Annotated in this window: 14 protein-coding genes; 5 read left to right on the top strand and 9 right to left on the bottom strand. The window is 70.4% G+C overall.

The annotated features are described in order from the left end of the window. The 4 genes from OG293_RS34310 to OG293_RS34295 all read right to left on the bottom strand — a co-directional run bounded on the left by OG293_RS34310 (position 1) and on the right by OG293_RS34295 (position 4,658). Positions 1 to 660: a TOPRIM nucleotidyl transferase/hydrolase domain-containing protein gene (locus OG293_RS34310; protein WP_406002634.1), complete on the bottom strand. Its 660-nt coding sequence runs from the start codon at positions 658 to 660 to the stop codon at positions 1 to 3. A gap of 117 nt (positions 661 to 777) precedes the next feature. Next, positions 778 to 2,235: a DUF1996 domain-containing protein gene (locus OG293_RS34305; RefSeq protein WP_406002633.1), complete on the bottom strand. Its 1,458-nt coding sequence runs from the start codon at positions 2,233 to 2,235 to the stop codon at positions 778 to 780. Positions 2,236 to 2,472: 237 nt separating this feature from the next. Then, a complete protein-coding gene (locus tag OG293_RS34300) occupies positions 2,473 to 3,024 on the bottom strand; it encodes a hypothetical protein (RefSeq protein WP_406002632.1) in 552 nt (183 codons plus the stop codon). Between the two features lie 155 nt (positions 3,025 to 3,179). Beyond that, a complete protein-coding gene (locus OG293_RS34295) occupies positions 3,180 to 4,658 on the bottom strand; it encodes a glutamate--cysteine ligase (protein WP_406002631.1) in 1,479 nt (492 codons plus the stop codon). Between the two features lie 137 nt (positions 4,659 to 4,795). On the opposite strand from OG293_RS34295, the gene OG293_RS34290 reads away from it, so the two are divergent. Beyond that, the gene (locus tag OG293_RS34290; protein ID WP_406002630.1) at positions 4,796 to 5,632 is read left to right on the top strand and encodes a hypothetical protein; all 837 of its coding nucleotides are present in this window, start codon (positions 4,796 to 4,798) and stop codon (positions 5,630 to 5,632) included. A 25-nt stretch (positions 5,633 to 5,657) separates the two neighbouring features. Here the strand turns inward: OG293_RS34290 and OG293_RS34285 are convergent, their stop codons facing one another. Continuing rightward, a complete protein-coding gene (locus tag OG293_RS34285; protein ID WP_406002629.1) occupies positions 5,658 to 6,881 on the bottom strand; it encodes a saccharopine dehydrogenase family protein in 1,224 nt (407 codons plus the stop codon). Positions 6,882 to 7,044: 163 nt separating this feature from the next. On the opposite strand from OG293_RS34285, the gene OG293_RS34280 reads away from it, so the two are divergent. After that, positions 7,045 to 7,767: a TetR/AcrR family transcriptional regulator gene (locus OG293_RS34280; protein ID WP_406002628.1), complete on the top strand. Its 723-nt coding sequence runs from the start codon at positions 7,045 to 7,047 to the stop codon at positions 7,765 to 7,767. Positions 7,768 to 7,779: 12 nt separating this feature from the next. Here OG293_RS34280 and OG293_RS34275 read toward each other — a convergent pair whose 3' ends face one another. Further along, positions 7,780 to 9,675 carry a sulfatase gene (locus OG293_RS34275; protein WP_406002627.1) on the bottom strand — a complete coding sequence of 632 codons (1,896 nt, stop codon included), beginning with the start codon at positions 9,673 to 9,675 and terminating at the stop codon, positions 7,780 to 7,782. A gap of 502 nt (positions 9,676 to 10,177) precedes the next feature. On the opposite strand from OG293_RS34275, the gene OG293_RS34270 reads away from it, so the two are divergent. Continuing rightward, on the top strand, positions 10,178 to 11,488 hold the full coding sequence (locus OG293_RS34270; protein WP_406002626.1) for a cytochrome P450: 1,311 nt from the start codon (positions 10,178 to 10,180) through the stop codon (positions 11,486 to 11,488). A 208-nt stretch (positions 11,489 to 11,696) separates the two neighbouring features. Then, on the top strand, positions 11,697 to 12,209 hold the full coding sequence (locus OG293_RS34265; RefSeq protein WP_406002625.1) for a DinB family protein: 513 nt from the start codon (positions 11,697 to 11,699) through the stop codon (positions 12,207 to 12,209). Between the two features lie 15 nt (positions 12,210 to 12,224). On the opposite strand, the gene OG293_RS34260 is transcribed toward OG293_RS34265, so the two are convergent. Further along, positions 12,225 to 14,639: a SpoIIE family protein phosphatase gene (locus OG293_RS34260; RefSeq protein WP_406002624.1), complete on the bottom strand. Its 2,415-nt coding sequence runs from the start codon at positions 14,637 to 14,639 to the stop codon at positions 12,225 to 12,227. A 123-nt stretch (positions 14,640 to 14,762) separates the two neighbouring features. On the opposite strand from OG293_RS34260, the gene OG293_RS34255 reads away from it, so the two are divergent. Beyond that, positions 14,763 to 15,560 (top strand): class I SAM-dependent methyltransferase, encoded by a 798-nt coding sequence (locus OG293_RS34255; RefSeq protein ID WP_406002623.1) that lies wholly within the window; start codon positions 14,763 to 14,765, stop codon positions 15,558 to 15,560. Positions 15,561 to 15,615: 55 nt separating this feature from the next. Here the strand turns inward: OG293_RS34255 and OG293_RS34250 are convergent, their stop codons facing one another. Further along, complete coding sequence (locus OG293_RS34250; protein ID WP_406002622.1) at positions 15,616 to 16,509, bottom strand: DMT family transporter; 894 nt, start codon at positions 16,507 to 16,509, stop codon at positions 15,616 to 15,618. Between the two features lie 18 nt (positions 16,510 to 16,527). Then, positions 16,528 to 17,031, bottom strand: a complete 504-nt coding sequence (locus tag OG293_RS34245; RefSeq protein WP_406002621.1) for a hypothetical protein — start codon at positions 17,029 to 17,031, stop codon at positions 16,528 to 16,530. Between the last annotated feature and the right edge of the window lie 153 nt (positions 17,032 to 17,184).

The raw sequence follows: 17,184 nt of genomic DNA, 5'->3' as shown, positions 1-17,184 counted from the left end.
TCATACGTGCGCGAGCAGCCGGTCCAGCGGCCTCGGTATCCGGGTGGGGTCCAGGGCGTCGATGAGCGCGTGCGCATAGTGCGCCTTGCGCCCGCTCGTCGTTCCCATGAAGCGCTGAAGCTGCTTCTCGGCGGTGCGTCCCTGCTGTGCGGGCTGCTTCTGGAACGTACGCAGGGAGCGCAGGTCGCCCTCCGCGTCGACGACCTGCTCCACTGCGGCCGTACCGAGGGAGCGGATCAGCTCGTCCTCGAGGTCGGCGTCGCAGACGAAGAAGCCCAGCCGCTCCATCGCAGTCCGGGTCAGACCCGCGCCGAGCCCGGCCCGCTCCAGACCGCGCCGGAAGTAGCGCTCCTCCGCCGCGTCGCACAGACCGGCCGGAGCGGCGTCGAGCCCACCGCCGCCGAACAGGTCGAGAAAGCGGCCGATGTTCGTAGCGCCCCCGAGCGGGAGGACCGAGATGCCCTCCTCGTCGAGATCCCGCCCGCGCCGGGCGGCCAGCGCTTCGAGCGCTGCCAGGTCGCTGATTCCCTCGACGAGTACGACCGTCCGCAGACCCATGCCGGCGGCCAGGCCCTGTGCCGCCGCGGCAGCGGCCGGAGCGCCCACACCGCCGGCCGCCCACGTGACGGCCGCCTCACGGAACTGCCTCATCTCGTCCACACGGCCCAGTTTCGCAGCCGAGGCGCATGAGGCGGGAATGATTTATCCGGGGTGCAGCCGGATGTAGCGGGGTGGACCCGGCAGCGGCGTGTCACACACCGCTGCCGGGTATGGGCGTCAGCCGCAGCGACGGCCGGTGTTGATGCAGTTCACCGCGTTCTTCATCAGCGAGGAAGACATCACGTTGATGAAGTCACCGTGGTCCGTGACCGGCTTGTGCAGCTGCTCGGGGAAACTGTCGACGGCGAACAGCGAGCCGGGCGCGATCTTGTAGGTGATCCGCTGGACCAGCTGCGGGATGGCCTTGAATCCCTGAGGGCACGCGCCGTTCTTGCCGGCGAACGTCACATGCGTGCGGTGGTTGGCGCTGTCGGTGTTCTGTCCGTCCCAGCAGCTCTGGAAATTGAACGTGCGCACCACCTGGCTGCCCCGGGGGCAGAGCGGGTACTTGTCCTTCAGCTGGCGGTTCTCGAAGCCGGTGCAGCTCCAGGAGGCGTTGGCGTTGGCCGTTCCGTTGACGAACGCCTTGGCGTCACCCGTGATGATGCGCAGGAACTTGGGTATCGCCGTGACCTTGCTGACGGGGCTGCCGCGGAAGGTTTGCGTGGCGGAGGCGGGCTGGAGGATGGTCCCGATGTTGCCGTCCTTTCCTCCTCCGGGGATGTTGGCGTCCTTCTCGGCCTTTCCGTTGCTCAGGCGGACCACCGGCCAGAAGTAGCTGGAGCGGTCTCCGTTGGTGCAGGTCGTCCCCGCGGCTCCGAGGATGTCGTTGGTGGCGAAGGCGTCGTTCTTCAGATTTCCGACGTAGTCGTGCATGTGGTGGGCGCCGTTGCTCACACCGGGGGCGACGATCACGTTGTCGGGGTTGAAGTGCTTGTTCTCGTTGCGGCCGCAGCGCGACTGGAAGGTGCCCCGGGAGGCGTTGCTCCCCGGAGCCGGAAGCGCGACGTTGGGACGCACCGTGCGGATATCCACGAAGTCCGCCCGGTTCGGACCGGCCTGCGCCTGGCCTGCCTGCCCCTGGCCTGCCTGCCCCTGGCTTGGCTGCGCCTGGCTTGGCTGCGCCTGACCTGGCTGCGCCTGACCTGCCTGCGCCTGGCCTTCCCCGGCGAGAGCGGAGGCGCTGGGAGCGGCTCCGTTCGATGCGGAGGCCGACTCGTCGCGCTTGACCGTGCAGGCCGCCAGCGACTCAAGTCCCGCGGGCCGGTTGGAAACCCGGGAGATCTCGACGGTGATGCGGTTCAGCGCGCTGCGGCGCTGGGAGGCCAGCGGGTCCAGTACGCGGGTGCGCACCCATTCCTGGTCGGCCGTCCCGCCGCGTCGCGCAAGCTGTCCGTAGGCGTCGGCCACCTGGCTGTCCATCTTCGCCAGTTCGTTGTCCACCGTGGGCCGCGCCTGCTGCGGAACGTTCGACAAACGGATGGTGACGTCAGGACAGCTGATGGTGATCGGCGCCTGAGCGGCGGCCAGCTTGCGCGCGTCGTTCGCGGACTCCCGGGCAGCCGAGGCGTTGTTGTTCGTCATCAGGAGCGCTCCGCCGCCAACGGCCAGCGCAGCAACTCCCGCGACTGTCATACCGATCCACCTGGACCGCTTGTGTCTCTGCCTGTTCCTCACAAGTCCGCCCCTTTTCTGGTCGTCGTTCACCGGAGGCGGGGGTGCCCCTCGGCCGCGTCGGACCGCGCCTCACCCGATTGGAGTGCCCGGCACAGCGCAACGCTGGTAGATACGCAAAGGGGAGCCGCGTTACTCAATCGAATCTGAAGATTTTTTGAATCGGCATCCCCAAAAACGTTTCAACGGGTCGCCGGTTCAGTGGCCTGCCAGCAGTTTCACGGCCACCACGCCCACACCGATGACCGTGTCGACGAGACCCGAAACAAGGGCGCTGAGCGGTCCGTTGCCCATCCTCAGTCCGGTCCGCCAGCCCCACAGAAAGAGGGCTGCCACTTCCACGCCGGCACTGATCAGCAGCGCCGTGTCCAACTCCATCGCGCCCAGCGCCGATACGCCGATCAGCACCAGCGGGCCGACGGCGCTGAGCAGCAGGGGCGCCGAGACGTACAGGGCCGTGCGGATCTCAGCGCGGTTGGCGCCGCGCCCGCTCACGGCGCGGTGTGACTGCTCGTCAGCGACCAGGGTGGCGAGCCAGACTCCGAGCGCCGTCACGGTCACGGTGAGCGCCGCGTCTTGTGGACCGACATGGGCGTCGGAGAGGGCCACCACGACAGCGGCCAGGGTGATGGTCGCGTAGATCCGTTCCTTGAGCCGTGCGGCCGCCGTGTCGCCGGCGCGGGCCGCAGTGGCCGGGGCGGCGGCGCCCGGCTCGGAGGCCGGCCGCGGCTGCGGGTCGGGTGCCGTCATGGCGTTGCGGATTCGGGTGCGCAGGGCGCGACAGCGGCCTGGATCGAGGTCATGCGTGCGCCCTTCCGCCGTGAGTCACCGTGCTCGCCACCTTCCCTTTGGTGACACACGGTATCCGACCGAATACGCCGAGGAAGCGGCCACGGCCGAGGCGTTCACTCCACGGGCCAGGTGTGCACCGGGGCGTTGAGGTGCATGTAGTCGATGTACTGCCGGGTCATACGCCGCAGTGCCTCATGGCGTCCGCCGTGGGTGGTGGCGTCGATGTGATGGAACATCTCCTTCTGCCAGACCGCGCCGTTGCGGCCGGAGACGCAGCGCTGCTCGATGATCCCCAGCAGCGGTTCCCGCCACGCCGCGTCCATGCCCGAGTCCTCCAGCCCCTTGTGCGCCATCGGCAGCAGCCGCCTCAGCACCAGCTCGGACACCGGGACTTCGCCCATCCCGGGCCAGTACAGCCGCGCGTCGATCCCGTGCCGCGCCGCCGTGTGCAGATTCTCCTCGGCGGCCGAGAACGACATCCGCGACCAGACCGGCCGTTCCTCGTCGACGAGGGCCCGCGTGAGCCCGTAGTAGAACGCGCCGTTCGCGAGGACGTCGGCGACCGTCGGTCCGGCCGGCAACACGCGGTTCTCCACCCGCAGATGCGGTTTGTCGTGGGAGACCGCGTAGACAGGGCGGTTCCAGCGGTAGATCGTGCCGTTGTGCAGAGTGAGCTCGCCCAGTTCGGGAGTGTCGCCGCCGTCCAGCGTCTCCTGCGGGTCCTGCTCGTCGCACAGGGGCAGCAGCGCGGGGAAGTAGCGCACATTCTCCTCGAAGAGATCGAAGACGCTGGTGATCCAGCGCTCCCCGAACCAGACCCGGGGCCGCACTCCCTGTACCTTGATCTCTTCCGAGCGTGTGTCGGTGGCCTGCTCGAAGAGGGGGATGCGGGTCTCGTGCCAGAGCTCCTTGCCGAACAGGAACGGTGAGTTCGCGGCCAGGCCCACCTGAACACCCGCGATCGCCTGCGCGGCGTTCCAGTAGTCCGCGAACTCCTCGGGCGAGACCTGGAGGTGGAACTGGGTGCTGGTGCACGCCGCCTCGGGCGTGATGGTGTCGGCGTACGTCTTGAGCCGGTCGACGCCGTCCACCTCGATGCGCAGATCCTCGCCCCGGGCCGCGAACACCTGCTCGTTCAGCAGCCGGTACCGGGGGTTCTCCGACAGCGCCTCCTCGGTCACGTCCGGCTGTCGCAGCGTCGGCAGCACGCCCACCATGATCAGATGCGCCCCGACGGCAGCGGCCCGCTCCTCCGCGTGATTGAGCGCGTCCCTGATCTCCTGCTCCCAGGCGTCGGGACCGCCCGCCGTCAGCCGCCGCGGCGGCACGTTGATCTCCAGATTGAACCGGCCCAGCTCACTCGACCAGGCAGCGTCCGCGATCGACTCCAGGACATCGGTGCTCCGCATGGTCGGCTCGGCACGCTCGTCGACCAGATTGAGCTCTATCTCCAGGCCCACCTGCGGCCGCTCGAACTCGAACCGGGCGTCGCGGAGCATCTGCGCGAACGCGTCGAGACACTCCTGCATCTTGATCCGGTACCGGCGGCGGTCGTCGCGGCTGAATACCAGCGCCGGGACATCTCTTCCCATCGGGCCCTCCCGAGTCACCTCGGCCGACCCCCCTCCAAGCCTCCCACTCCCGGGCCTCCCCGACCAGCGAAGCGGGCTCCGCCGTACACCGGCACGGCGTCCACGGCCTCGGCGGCACCCGCTCGTAGGCTCGGCACGTGAGCCACACCGAGGAGCGCGCCGAGGGCGCAGGACCGTTCACAACCCGTCTGACCTGGCGGCTCGCCGAGGGCGGCACCGCGGTCTGGGAATCGCGGGCGGCCCGCAAACGCGGGATGCTCACGATCCGGCCCGAGGGCGCCGAGGCCACCTCCCGGTACGCGGACGAGGTGGCGCTGCACCGGCTGCGGATGCTCAACACCGTGGCCTCGGTGGCGTTCGCCGTCGGCGGAGCCCTGTTCGTCGCCGGCGCCGCGGTCTCCCAGTTCGGATCCGGCGATCCCCTTGAGAGCTCCACGATCTACTTCGTGGGCGGCCTGTTCTTCAACACCGGCGCCTATGCCTCCCTCCTCCAGACGGTCAACGCCCCTCGCCGTGGGAGCAGCGCGGACGCCCTGGTCACGCGTCGCTGGCGATGGTGGAGCTTCGAGCCGCTGCGGATCGACTGGCTGAGCACCTTCGTACTCTTGATGGGCACGGTGGTCTTCGGGGTCAATCTGCTGGACTCGTTCCTCCAGGGGCTGACCGTCCAGCAGACGAACCGGCTGATCTGGACGCCGGACCTCGTCGGCTGCCTGCTCTTCCTGGCCTCGGGGCATCTCGCCCTGATCGAGGTCGGCCACGGCCGCTTCACCGCGCGTCTACGGGATCTCGGCTGGTGGATCGTCGCCGTCAACCAGCTCGGTTCGGTCCTGTTCCTCGTCTCGGCCCTCGCCGACTTCACCGACCCGGGCACCGGAGACGCCGTCAATGTCGCGGTCGCCAACTGGGGAACCATCACGGGTGCCGCCTGCTTCTCGATCGGCGGCGTGCTCCAGCTGTTCGAACGCCCCTGACCCCGTCTCCGGCCGCCGCGGACCATCACTGCTCGCGCATGCCCCAGGGCGAGCCGTACTCCGTCAGCAGGTCCAGGAAGGGCCGTGCGGGAAAGGCCTCGGGGCCGAGGATGCCGGTGCCCGACCAGGTGCCGGCGGCGATCAGTTCCAGGGCCACGACGGGGTTGATCGCGGTCTGCCACACGACGGCCTGGGAGCCGTACTCGCGCATGGACCACTGGTTGTCGACCACGTGGTAGAGGTAGACCTCGCGCGGTCGGCCGTCCTTGGTTCCCCTGACCCAGGTGCCCGCGCAGGTCTTGCCGTGCATACGCTCACCGAGCGTGGCGGGGTCCGGCAGACAGGCGGCGACCACGTCCCGTGGCGAGACCTGGACGGTGCCCGGCCCGTCCGCCGCGGGCACCGGTACCGGATCGGTGCGGTCCAGGCCCAGCAGGTGGAGCGTCTGGAGCGTACGGATGAAGTCCTCGCCGAGGCCGTACTTGAAGGTGACGCGTCCCGCGTCCACCCATCGCGGCACCAGCAGGACCTCCTCGTGCTCGACATTGACGCACTCGACCGGTCCGATCCCCTCGGGGAAGTCGAACACCTCGGGCTCGCTGAAGGGGGCGGTGGTGAACCAGCCTCGGCCCGCCTCGTACACGACGGGCGCGTTGAGGCACTCCTCGATCGTGGTCCAGATGCTGAACGAGGGAGCGAAGTCGTAGCCGTCGACCGTGAGGTTCGCGCCGTCACGGATGCCGATCTCCTCGATCTCGTCGAAGAGTTCCTCGGCGGCGTGCTTGGCGAAGACGTCGGAGAGTCCCGGCTCCACGCCCATGCCGACGAGCGCGAGGTTTCCGGCCTTCTCCCAGTCCGCGGCCCGCTCGAACTGCGCGTCGCCGAGCTTGACACCGCAGAGCTCGTACGGGCGCTCAGGGTGCGGGTGGGACAGCGACATCGCCATGTCCAGGTAGTGCGCACCCGCGGCCAGGGCGGCCTGGAACAGCGGCATCACGAAGCGGGGGTCGGTGGCGTTGAGCAGCACGTCGCACCGCTCGCGGCGGAGCAGGTCGGTGACGGCGGCCTCGTCGCTCGCGTCGATCCTTGTCGCGCTGAAGCGCCCGTCCGGTGCCAGGGCGGCGACCGCGGCCTCGGCCCGCGAGAGGTCGTAGTCCGCGACGACCAGATGGTCGAAGAACGACCGGCGGGCAGCGATCTTGGTGATGGCGGTACCGACGCCGCCGGCTCCCACGAGAAGTACGCGCATGACCAGACTCCCTTTCCAAGAAACAGCATGCGGGGACCGGCCTGCGAGCGCCCCTTGTAGGCGTGGCGGCCCCTGACCGTCCCGATCCAACGCGGGCGCCTCTGTTCACGTCAATGGTGTTGGCATAAGGTCGGGGGCGAACGAACGTACGAAGGAGCGTGCTGTGTCCAAACCCGTGGTGCCGGAGGATGCCCGGCGGCGACGACGTCCCACGAAGACGGGAGCGGTGCTCTCGGAGCAGCTGATCGTGGACACCGCGCTGCGCATGCTCCGGGAGCACGGGAGCGCGGGTCTGTCGGTCCGCAGGCTCGGTGCCGCGCTCGGCGCGGACCCGAGCACCCTGTACCGGTACTTCAGCGGGATCGACGATCTGACGCTCGCCGTGGGGAACGTCCTCGTCGGGCGGGCCGTCGCCGGGTGGGAGGCCACGGGTGACTGGCGTGGGGACCTGCGGGAGCTCGGGCTGCGGATCCACGCCGCGTATCTCGGGCATCCGCAGGCGGCCGTGCTGACCGCCAGCCGGGTGAGCGGCAAGAGCCATGAAGTCGCGGCCGACGAGACGATCCTGGGGCTGCTGCGCACCGCCGGGTTCCCGGACCGTGACGCGGTCCGGATCTATCACGCGTTCATCGACCAGAGCCTGGCGTTCGCGGCGCTGGACGCCGCCTCGCTGGCGCTGCCCGCGGCGGCCCGAGCGGCGGACGAGGAGGTCTGGCAGGCCACGTACGCCCGGCTGCCCGCCGAGACGCATCCGCACATCGCGGCAACCGCGCATCTGCTCGTCGCGCGGATGAATTCCAGCGCGTATCCCACCGCGCTGGAGATGCTGCTGGACAGTGCGTCCGCGCAGCTCGGCGGGGCGGGGCGGGGTGGCGGGGGCGGCTGAGCCGCCACCGGCCTAGCGGGCCGACTCGGTGGGGCCCGTCGAGCTGGACGGTCTCGATGGACGGGACGGGCCGGACGCGTCGGCGCCGGCCGTGGCGACACCGGGGCCCTTCGAGCCGTACGTGGTCAGGAATCGGTTGCGGAAGGTGTCCATCCGCCAGACCGGGGCCTTCGGGCCGGGCTTCAGGCCGTCGTTCCAGCCCCAGCCGGACATCCGGTCCAGCACTCTCTTGTCGTGCGCGACGATCGCGATCGGTACGTCCCGGCTGGCGTTCTCGCCCGTGACGATCGGGACGGGCTGATGGTCGCCGAGGAAAACCAGCACCGTGTTGTCGTTGCCGTACTTCTCCACGAAGGAGACGAGGCTGTTGACCGAGTACTCGACGGAACGGTGGTACTCGGTGCGCACCTTGTGGGGGTCCTTCCACACCTCGCCGGGGGTCTTGCCCTCCTTGCTGATGGCCTTGAAGACGGAGCCGTCACCCAGCTCGTCCCAGCCGATCATCCGGGGCAGCGGTGCCCAGGGATTGTGGCTGGAGACCAGGATGATCTCGCTCATCAACGGCTTGTCGTGCTTCCTGCCGTGCTCCAGACGCTGGAACGCCGACAGGCTGTACTGGTCGGGCACGGGCGCCCAGCTGAACTTCGGGCCCTTGTATCCGAGTTCCTTGGAGTCGTAGACGTTGTCGAGGCCGTAGAAGTGACCCTCCGGCCAGGACCTCGTGACGCCCGGCATGATGCCGACCGTCCGCCAGGCGCCGGTGCGCCGGAAGGCACCGGTCAGGGTCATGTGATCGCTCGACGTGACGCTGCGATAGCGCTGCTGGTTCTTGATCCAGAGGCCGGACATGAACGTGGAGTGGGCCAGCCAGCTGCCGCCGCCCGCCGTCGGCGAGGTGAGGAAGGCGCTGCGGGAGGAGAAACCGGCCTTGCGCAGCCGTTCGGTCCCCGCCGCGAGCGTGGCGGTCACCTGTGGCGCCATCTCCGGGTCCTCCACGGCGCTGCGGCCGTAGCTCTCGATGAAGGCGAAGATGACGTCCTTGCCGCGCAGCCCGGTCAGCAGTTGGTCCGGCGGGGTTGAGGCGAAGGAGTCGACGCCGGCCTCCTTGGCGAACTCCCGCTCGTCCTTGATGCCCGCCCGCACCTGGTGCGCGCGCACCTGGGCGAGCTCGGCCGTGCTCCTGGAGGCGACCGGCACTCCGGCTATCTGCACTCCGAGTGCGGTGAAGGTGATCCACGCGGTCCCGAGGACCAGGGTCGTACGGGTCGCGACGGAGCGGTGGCGGACCATGAGGTTGCTCAGCCGGACGACCGCCAGGGTCACGAGGACGAGCAGCCCGACGACGAGGACGACGATTCCGATCACCGCGCTGACGGCGCCGGTCCGGCCGACCGAGTCCGTCAGGAACGACTCGGCGTCGTCGAAGAGGATCCAGTCGAGCACGAGGTCGAACGGCCGGGCGAGGGACCAGTAGAAGCCCATGTCGAGGAAGTTCAGGATGGTCACCAGCCCGAGGCACACCCCCGCGAGGACCGCGCTCACCCGCCTCGCCCTCGGCGGCAGGACGAGCAGCAGGGCAGCCCCGCAGATCCCTTCCACCGGGATGCGCAGGAAGGCCTCGGGTGTGAGGCGGCCGAGCTGGTTCGGCAGAAGCAGGGCGCAGAGCACCAGCAGGACCGCCAGGGCGGTGGTCCCCCAGGCCACGGCTCGTGCCGTATCGGGGTACTTGTCCCGCCATCTGCCGCCCGTGACGGAGGCGTCGGCGTCCGCGGACGGTTCACCCGCCGGTTCCCCGCTCACGGCGGTGTCGTCCGCAGTGCGCTCCGGAGAGCCGTCCGGTGCCGGGCCCTCCTCCATGGGTGCCTTGTCCGTGTCCGGCCGCTGACGAGAGCGCGTGAAGAGCGACAACCCGAAGGTCCTTCCGTGCGAAGCCCGGTGGTGGCGCGGCGGACCAGGCCCGGGAGATCTGGGCCGCCGATATCAGTACGGACCACCGGCGGCCTGTGTTCAATGGCCGGCGTCACTCTTCATGGGTCCACCACGCATGTGCGGAATCCTCGCCCCCGGTGTCCTCACCAGGGCGGCGGAGTGTTCGTCGGACAACCGCCCGCCCGTTGGTCCGCGGGAGTTCGGGACCTCCGCAGCGCGCAGCGGGGCCACCGGGCCACGCGGCTTGGGGCCGATGCCGCCGTCAGCGGACGGGGAAGACCGCGGCGCCGGCCCGGGCGGTTGCCGGCCGGTGACGGAGGCCGGGCCGGGGGGCGGTTGTCGGCCGTCGCGGGCCGACGTGGATAGTGGCCGGGTCACATGTGTGTCGGTACGGGACACGACGTGATGGCGGGCAACGCCGGATGCGACGGCCCCGTCGTCGGCTTTCGGTGGGCGCGCCGCCGGGCAGGGAGGATCGAGGATGTCAGGCACGACGGCTGTGAGCGACGAGGGAGCGTCCGCGCTCCTGGATCTCTTCGGCACCGATTTCGTCGCCGACCCCTCTCCCGCGCTGGCCGCACTACGGCGCGACGCGCCCGTCCATCACGACCCGGATACCGGACTCTGGCTGGTCAGCAGGTACGCGGACGTACGGCAGGTACTCCTTGATCCCGCCGCCTACGTGCCGGACAACGCCCAGCACGCCGTCGCCCGCCTCACCGTGCCCGCGCTGCGCGCGCTCGCCCGCGCCGGGTTCAGCCTGCCGCCCGCCCTCGCCAACAACGGCGGTCCCAGCCACACCGGCCTGCGCAGACTGGTGACCACGTTCTTCTCGTCCCGCCGGGTGACCGGCGCCGTCCCGCTGATCGAGGAGACCGCACAGCGTCTGCTGACCGGCGTCCACGACACGCTGGAGACGGGAGCCACGTACGACCTGGCGGCGACGTACGCACGTCATCTGCCCTGCCAGGTGCTCATGCGGATCCTCGGCGTGGAGGGCGTACCCACCGAAACGCTGATCACCTGGAGCGACGCCTCCCTGGAGCTCTTCTACGGCAGGCCCGACACCGATCGGCAGGTCGTACTCGCGCACCTGGTCGGGGAGTTCCACCAGTGGCTGACGGAGCGGGTCAATGCCGGTGGCCCCGCGGACGGCCTCATCGGATCACTGCGAAGACACCTGCTCCCGGACGGCACCCCGCTCGATGTCCGCACCGCGGTCGCCACCTGCTTCTTCGTTCTGATCGCCGGGCAGTCCACCACGGGCCAGCTGATCTCGACGGTACTGCGCACCACCGCCGCCGACCCTGACGCCTGGGCACGGGCCGCCACGGAGGAGGGGTTCGCGGAGGCTTGGGTGGAGGAGATTCTGCGCCGCGAGCCCCCGGTCACCACATGGCGCCGGATCGCGGCGAATGAGTCGGAGCTGTCCGGAGTGCGGGTGCCGGCAGGCGCTGAGCTACTGCTGATGCTGATGGGTACAGGATCGGACCCGGAGGTCTTCCCCGAGCCGGGCCGGCTCTGCCCACACCGGCCGAACACCCGGCTGCACCTCTCCTTCGGGGTCGGAAGGCATCGCTGCCCCGGGGCACAACTGGCCCGCACCGAGGCGGCGGTGGCACTTCGGACCGCCGCCGGACTTCTGCCCGGAATGGAACCGGCCGACGACGTTCCACCCCCGATGCTGGGGCTGCTGTCGTTCCGCGCGCCCCGCAGTGTGCCGGTGCGCAGGTCCCAGGCTCTGCTCGACGCCCAGGTCCCGGGTCCGGCGGAGCGCGTACCCGCAGTCTGAAGCCGTACGCGGCGCCAGGCTCATCGAGACCGCGGTGGGGGCACCTGCGGAGGGGAGCTGCGAGCCGGATCTGCCCGGGTCGTGCCGCGGGGCTGACCGGCCGGCAGTCCACGGCCGCGTTCCGCCGCACACCCGGCGGAGTGCGCCCGGGCGCGCTCCCGGGAAACTGCCGTGCGCCGCGGCATCGGCTCCGATAGCGTCCGCGGACATGACTCCCGACCGCATCCGCCCTCCTTTCACCGCCGACGAACGGACCCAACTGGTCGGCTGGCTCGACATGCAGCGCGCGATCATCCGGTGGAAGTGCGAGGGGCTGTCCGAGGAGGACGCCCACCGGTCCGTCCTTCCGACCTCGCCCGCCATGACGATGGCCGGTCTCGTCTCCCACATGAGATGGGTCGAACACTGCTGGTTCGAGGTCCTGTTCCTGGGAGGCGAAGCCAAGGGGCCCCAGTTCGACGACGGGCCGGAGGATGCCGACATGCTGGTCGACGCCATCCCGCTCGGGCAGTTGCTCGCCGAGTACGAGCGCCAGTGCGCGGTGTCGAACGAGATCATCGCCGCGCACGCGCTGGATGAGGTGGGCCGGCACCCGGACTTCACCTCCGCGGCCGCGAATCTGCGCTGGATGCTGCTGCACATGATCGAGGAGACCGCCCGGCACGCCGGGCACATGGACACCGTCCGGGAGCTCGTCGACGGCAGCAAGGGCTACTACTGACCGCTCCGGCCGTCCTCATCCCGGCGACGGGAAGGCCTGTTCCGTCCAGATGGTCTTGCCGGACACCGTGTAGCGCGTACCCCAGCGGTGCACCAGCTGCGCGACGATGAACAGCCCGCGCCCGCCTTCGTCGTCCACGGCGGCGTGGCGGAGGTGCGGTGAGGTGTGTGCGGTGTCCGCGACCTCGCAGATGAGGGTGCGGTCGCGCAGGAGCCGCAACTGCAGGGGTCCCTCGGCGTGTCTGACCGCGTTGGTGACCAGTTCGCTGACGACGAGCTCGGTCGCGAACGCCAGCTCTTCCAGGCCCCACTTGTGGAGCTGCCCGATGGCCAGCTCGCGGGCGTGGCCCACGGCGACGGGCTCGGCGGACAGTTCCCAGGAAGCGACCTGTCCCTCGTCGAGTTCGCGGGTGCGCACGAGCAGCAGGGCCGTGTCGTCGGCGGTCGTGCCGTCCGGGAGGAGCTCCGACAGGGCGCGGTCGCACAGTTCCTCCAGCGAGCCGCGGCGTTCGCTGAGCACCCGGCCCAGGATGTCGAGCCCCTGGTCGATGTCACGGCCGCGCGCCTCGACGAGACCGTCGGTGAACAGGGCCATCAGGGTGCCGACGGGCAGTTCGATCTCGATGGACTCGAAGGGCAGACCGCCGAGGCCCAGCGGCGGTCCGGCCGGGAGGTCGGGGTAGGACAGTGCTCCGTCGGGGCCCACGAAAACCGGTGGCAGGTGGCCCGCCCGGGCCATGACACACCGCCGCGACACCGGGTCGTAGATCGCGTAGAGGCAGGTCGCCCCGGTGGCGTCGTCCTCGTGGGGGTCCGCGACCGTGCCGGACGCCCCTGTCTGCTCCTCCGCCGACTGGCCCACCAGATCGTCGAGCCGGGAGAGCAACTCATCAGGGCCCAGGTCGAGTTGAGCGAGTGCCCGCACGGTTGTGCGCAGTCGTCCCATGGTGGCCGCCGCGCGCAGGCCGTGGCCGACCACATCGCCCACGACGAGTCCGACCCTGGTCCCGGACAGGGGGATGACGTCGAACCAGTCGCCCCCCACGCCTGTCTCGTCGTCGGTGGGCAGATAGCGGTGGGCCACGTCGACGGCCGACTGCTTCGGAAGGTGCTGGGGCAGCAACTGGCGCTGGAGGGTGAGTGAGGCGATCCGTTCACGGGTGAAGCGCCGGGCGTTGTCGATGGACACCGCGGCGCGGGTGACCAGTTCGTCGGCGAGTGCGACCTCGCCGTTGTCGAAAGTGACCGACGGGGCTCGGCGGAAGGTGACGAGCCCCAGTGTGCTGCCGCCCGCTCGCAACGGAACGACCAGGGTGTCGTCCTGGAGGACGAGCCCACCGGAGGAGAGACTGCGCGCGTGGGGTGAGTCGGCAGAGTAGTCGAGCGGAGCGGGACGCTGCGTCTGACGCGCGTCGTCCGGGGCTCCCTGCTCCTCCCCCTCGGCCGAGCGCGAGGCCACCCGCACGAGCCCCGCCCCGGCCGGGCCGACCGCGGCCGGCGCCTCGCCCTCCAGTACCCCCTCCGCGAGGTCGACCGTCACGCCGTCCGCGAACTCCGGGACGGCCACCTCGGCGATCCCCTCGGCGGTGCCGACGACATCCAGGGCGGTGCCGATGCCACGACCCGCCTCGACCAGCAGATTCAGCCGCCGCTGAGCCTCGTAGCGGTCGGTGATGTCGAAGGCGTCCTCGCACACGCCGAACACATGTCCGTCCGCGTCCTGGAGCCGGTAGTAGGAGCATGACCACAGGTGCTCCCGGCCCGGGTCGCTGGGCGGGCGGCCTCGGAAGTGCAGATCGAGGATCGGCTGACCGGTGTCGATCACCTGATGCATGACCGCGTCGAGGGTGCGCGGATATCCCGTGGTCACAAAGAAGCCGTCGGAGTACAGCTCATCGGCCCGCATTCCGCTGAATTCGGCGAACGGCAGCCCGATCTCCAGCTCGTACGCGGCGTTGCACCACGTCAGACGCAGATCGGTGTCGTAGATGGCGAGGCCGACGGGTGACTGGGTGGCCAGCCCGTGCAGCAGGGCCAGCCGGGACTCCCAGGCACGCAGACTCACCAGCTCGGTCGCGACCAGGACCCGGGCCGCCGTGCCGGATCCGGGCAGCCGGGACTGTGCGGTGGCGAGCAGCATGCTGCGCCCGTCCCGGTGGTGGCCGACCCGGATGCCGGTGACGCTCAGCGGGCTGTCCAGGGTCGGGGCGGGCACATGGACGTCGGTGAGCGTGGCGGGCGGCTGCCGGGTCGGCAGAAAGGTGTCCAGGGGGTGCCCGAGGATCTCCTGCTGCGGAAAGCCGAACAGTTCCTCGGCGGTCTTGCTCCAGCCGATGACCGTGTCCTGGGCGTCCAGAACCACCGTGGCGGCCCTGGTGACGTCGAGCGGACCACGGAAGTCGGCTCTCTGCGCCGCGTTCCCCGCGCTCATTGCGCCGCGCCACGGTTCATTGCCTCAACAATCCGCCCTCTCCCGTCCCGGCACAAGCGGAACGGGATCCTTGCCCGCCCCGACTCTCGGGGCGCCGCACGGTCCGCTGCCTATGCTGAAGCCGTGGCGGGTGATGTGTGGGCCGTCGGCGCGGCGTACGAGCCGTATGCCGGGCGGTGGAGCCGGGCGGTGGCTGCCGCGTTCGTACGGTGGCTGGACGTCTCCCCCGGTCTGCGCTGGCTGGACATCGGATGCGGTACGGGGGCGGTGTCGCAGGCGGTACTGGATCTGGGCAGCCCTGCCGAGGTGACCGGCGCCGACGCCTCGGAGGGCTTTGTGCGTCACGCGCGGGGGAAGATCGCCGGCGCCCGTGCGCGCTTCGTCGTCGGCGACGCCGTCCGGCTGCCGTTCGCCGATGACATGGCCTCGGTGGCCGTCAGCGGGCTGTTGCTGAACTTTGTGCCCGATCCCGGGCGTGCGGTCGCGGAAGCCGCCCGCGTCGTACGGCCCGGTGGCGCGGTCGGCGCATATGTGTGGGACTACGCCGAGGGCATGCGGCTCATGCGTCACTTCTGGGACGCCGCGTGTGCGCTGGACCCAGGTGCCCGCGCCCTGGACGAAGGAGTCCGGTTCCCCCTGTGCCGCCCCGGGCCGCTGCGCGCCCTGTTCGACGGCGGCGGTCTGACGGACGTACAGGTCGTGGCGATCGATGTGCCCACCCGGTTCGCGGACTTCGACGACTACTGGACGCCGTTCCTCGGCGGACAGGGACCGGCTCCCGGCTATGCGATGTCCCTGCCCGAGGACCGGCGGACGAGGCTGCGCGACCGCCTGCGCTCCGGTCTCCCCGTCGCCGCCGACGGGTCCGTGTCCCTCACCGCACGCGCCTGGGCGGTACGAGGGAGGGTGCCGGGCCCCTGACCTCCGGTCGACGCGGGCCGGTGCTCTGCCTGTTGGGCGCCGGGTCCCGGTGTCGTCAGGGGGCCTCGACGCGCGCGGACTCCTCGGGGCCGACGACCGACCGGGTGAGCGGGATCCTGGCCAGCATGAAGACGCCCGCGGCGATCATGGCGACGCCGAGCAGTTGCGGCAGCAGCCACCAGCCGGAGCGGACGTGCTCCTCGAAGAGGACGATGCCGAGGGTCAGGCTCACCGTCGCGTCGCCGAGGGTGAGCGCCGGCTGCGAAGCCACCAGCGGCCCGGCCTGCATCGCGTTCTCCAGCAGGAAAAGCGCGCCCGCGCCGACGGCGGCGAAGGCATAGGTCTGCCAGGCGGTGAAGAAGGCCACGACACCCTCGTCGTCCAGGATGTGCATCGCCGCCTTCATCAGCGCCGCGGTCACGGCGTAACAGATGGCGGTCGCCGCACCGAGACACGCCGCACGGGCCCTGCCCTCGGGGCGCCTGAGTGCGGTCACGGCGAGCACGACGACCACGGCGACGCACACCGCGAGCGCGGGGACCCAGCGATCCAGCGCCACATGGGTGCGGTTGCCCGTCGGTGACGCGGCGCCCAGGGCCACGCCCAGACCCACCACCACCCCCGTCACAGCCACCCAGCCCACGCCCGGCAGACCGCGCCTCATCAGCAGCGAGGCGACGATGAGCGTGAAGGGCAGTTCGAGGACGAAGAGGGGCTGAACGACCGTCAGCGGCCCGGTCAGCAGGGCCAGTGCCTGACAGACCGCGGCGGCGACGACGGCCAGGATTCCGGCCACCCAGACGGGACGGCGCAGAAGGTCGAGCATCAGGCCCGCCCGGAAGCCGTCGGAGCGCGGCACACTCAGCGCCGCCCTGCGCTGCAGCACGGTCGCGACGCCGTTGCTGAGGGCTGCGCAGAGCGCGAGGAGTACGGGCAGCAGGAGGTGCACGCCGGTCGGCCTCCGCGGTCAGGGCTCGTCGAGGTTCAGCCCGGACGAGGGCCGTGCGAAAAGCCGGCGGGCGTTCTCGTCGAGGCCGGCGAATCCTTCGACCAGTTGGGACGCGACCCGCCAGTCGCCTCCCAGGTCGATGCCCGCGGCCACGGCCGCCGGGGCGAACTCCCAGACATGAAACGCCTTTCCGGTGAAGGTGTCGCTCACAGGGGATCCGTGGGGCCGCTGCCTCAGGAAGAACCCCAGCCGGGTGTGGGCGCGCCAGTGGCCACTGGGCAGCCGTTCCGGCCGGGACATCTGCTCCACGGTGTGGGACTCGTCGAAGAACTCGGCACGGGCCTGAAGGAAGTCCCTCAGCCCCTGCTCTCCCTGCCAGATCAGCCCGTCGACGAATCCGGTGCGGAAGTCGTCGGTGAGGATCTCGTCCCGCATGCGTTCGGCTGACGCGTGGGCCTGGAGCAGGGCGAAGTACCGCTCGATGGCGTCCCAGATGAGCGGGGCAGCGCGCTGTGACGACACAGGACCCACCTCCCACCGGTGCGAGTGCGGGCGCTGCCCGGTCCGGGCCGGCGCTCCTCGGTCGTGTCCGCGAAGTCCCGCCGGTCCCCGACGCTCTTGGGGCGGACGCCGGTACTTGGCGGACACTCTCCAGCCATGGTGGCCCCGCCAAGT

Source organism: Streptomyces sp. NBC_00829 (genome assembly GCF_045161795.1).
Classification (GTDB): Bacteria; Actinomycetota; Actinomycetes; order Streptomycetales; family Streptomycetaceae; genus Streptomyces.
The sequence above is the reverse complement of the archived record's forward strand: the minus strand, read 5'-3'. Positions and strand labels throughout refer to the sequence as shown.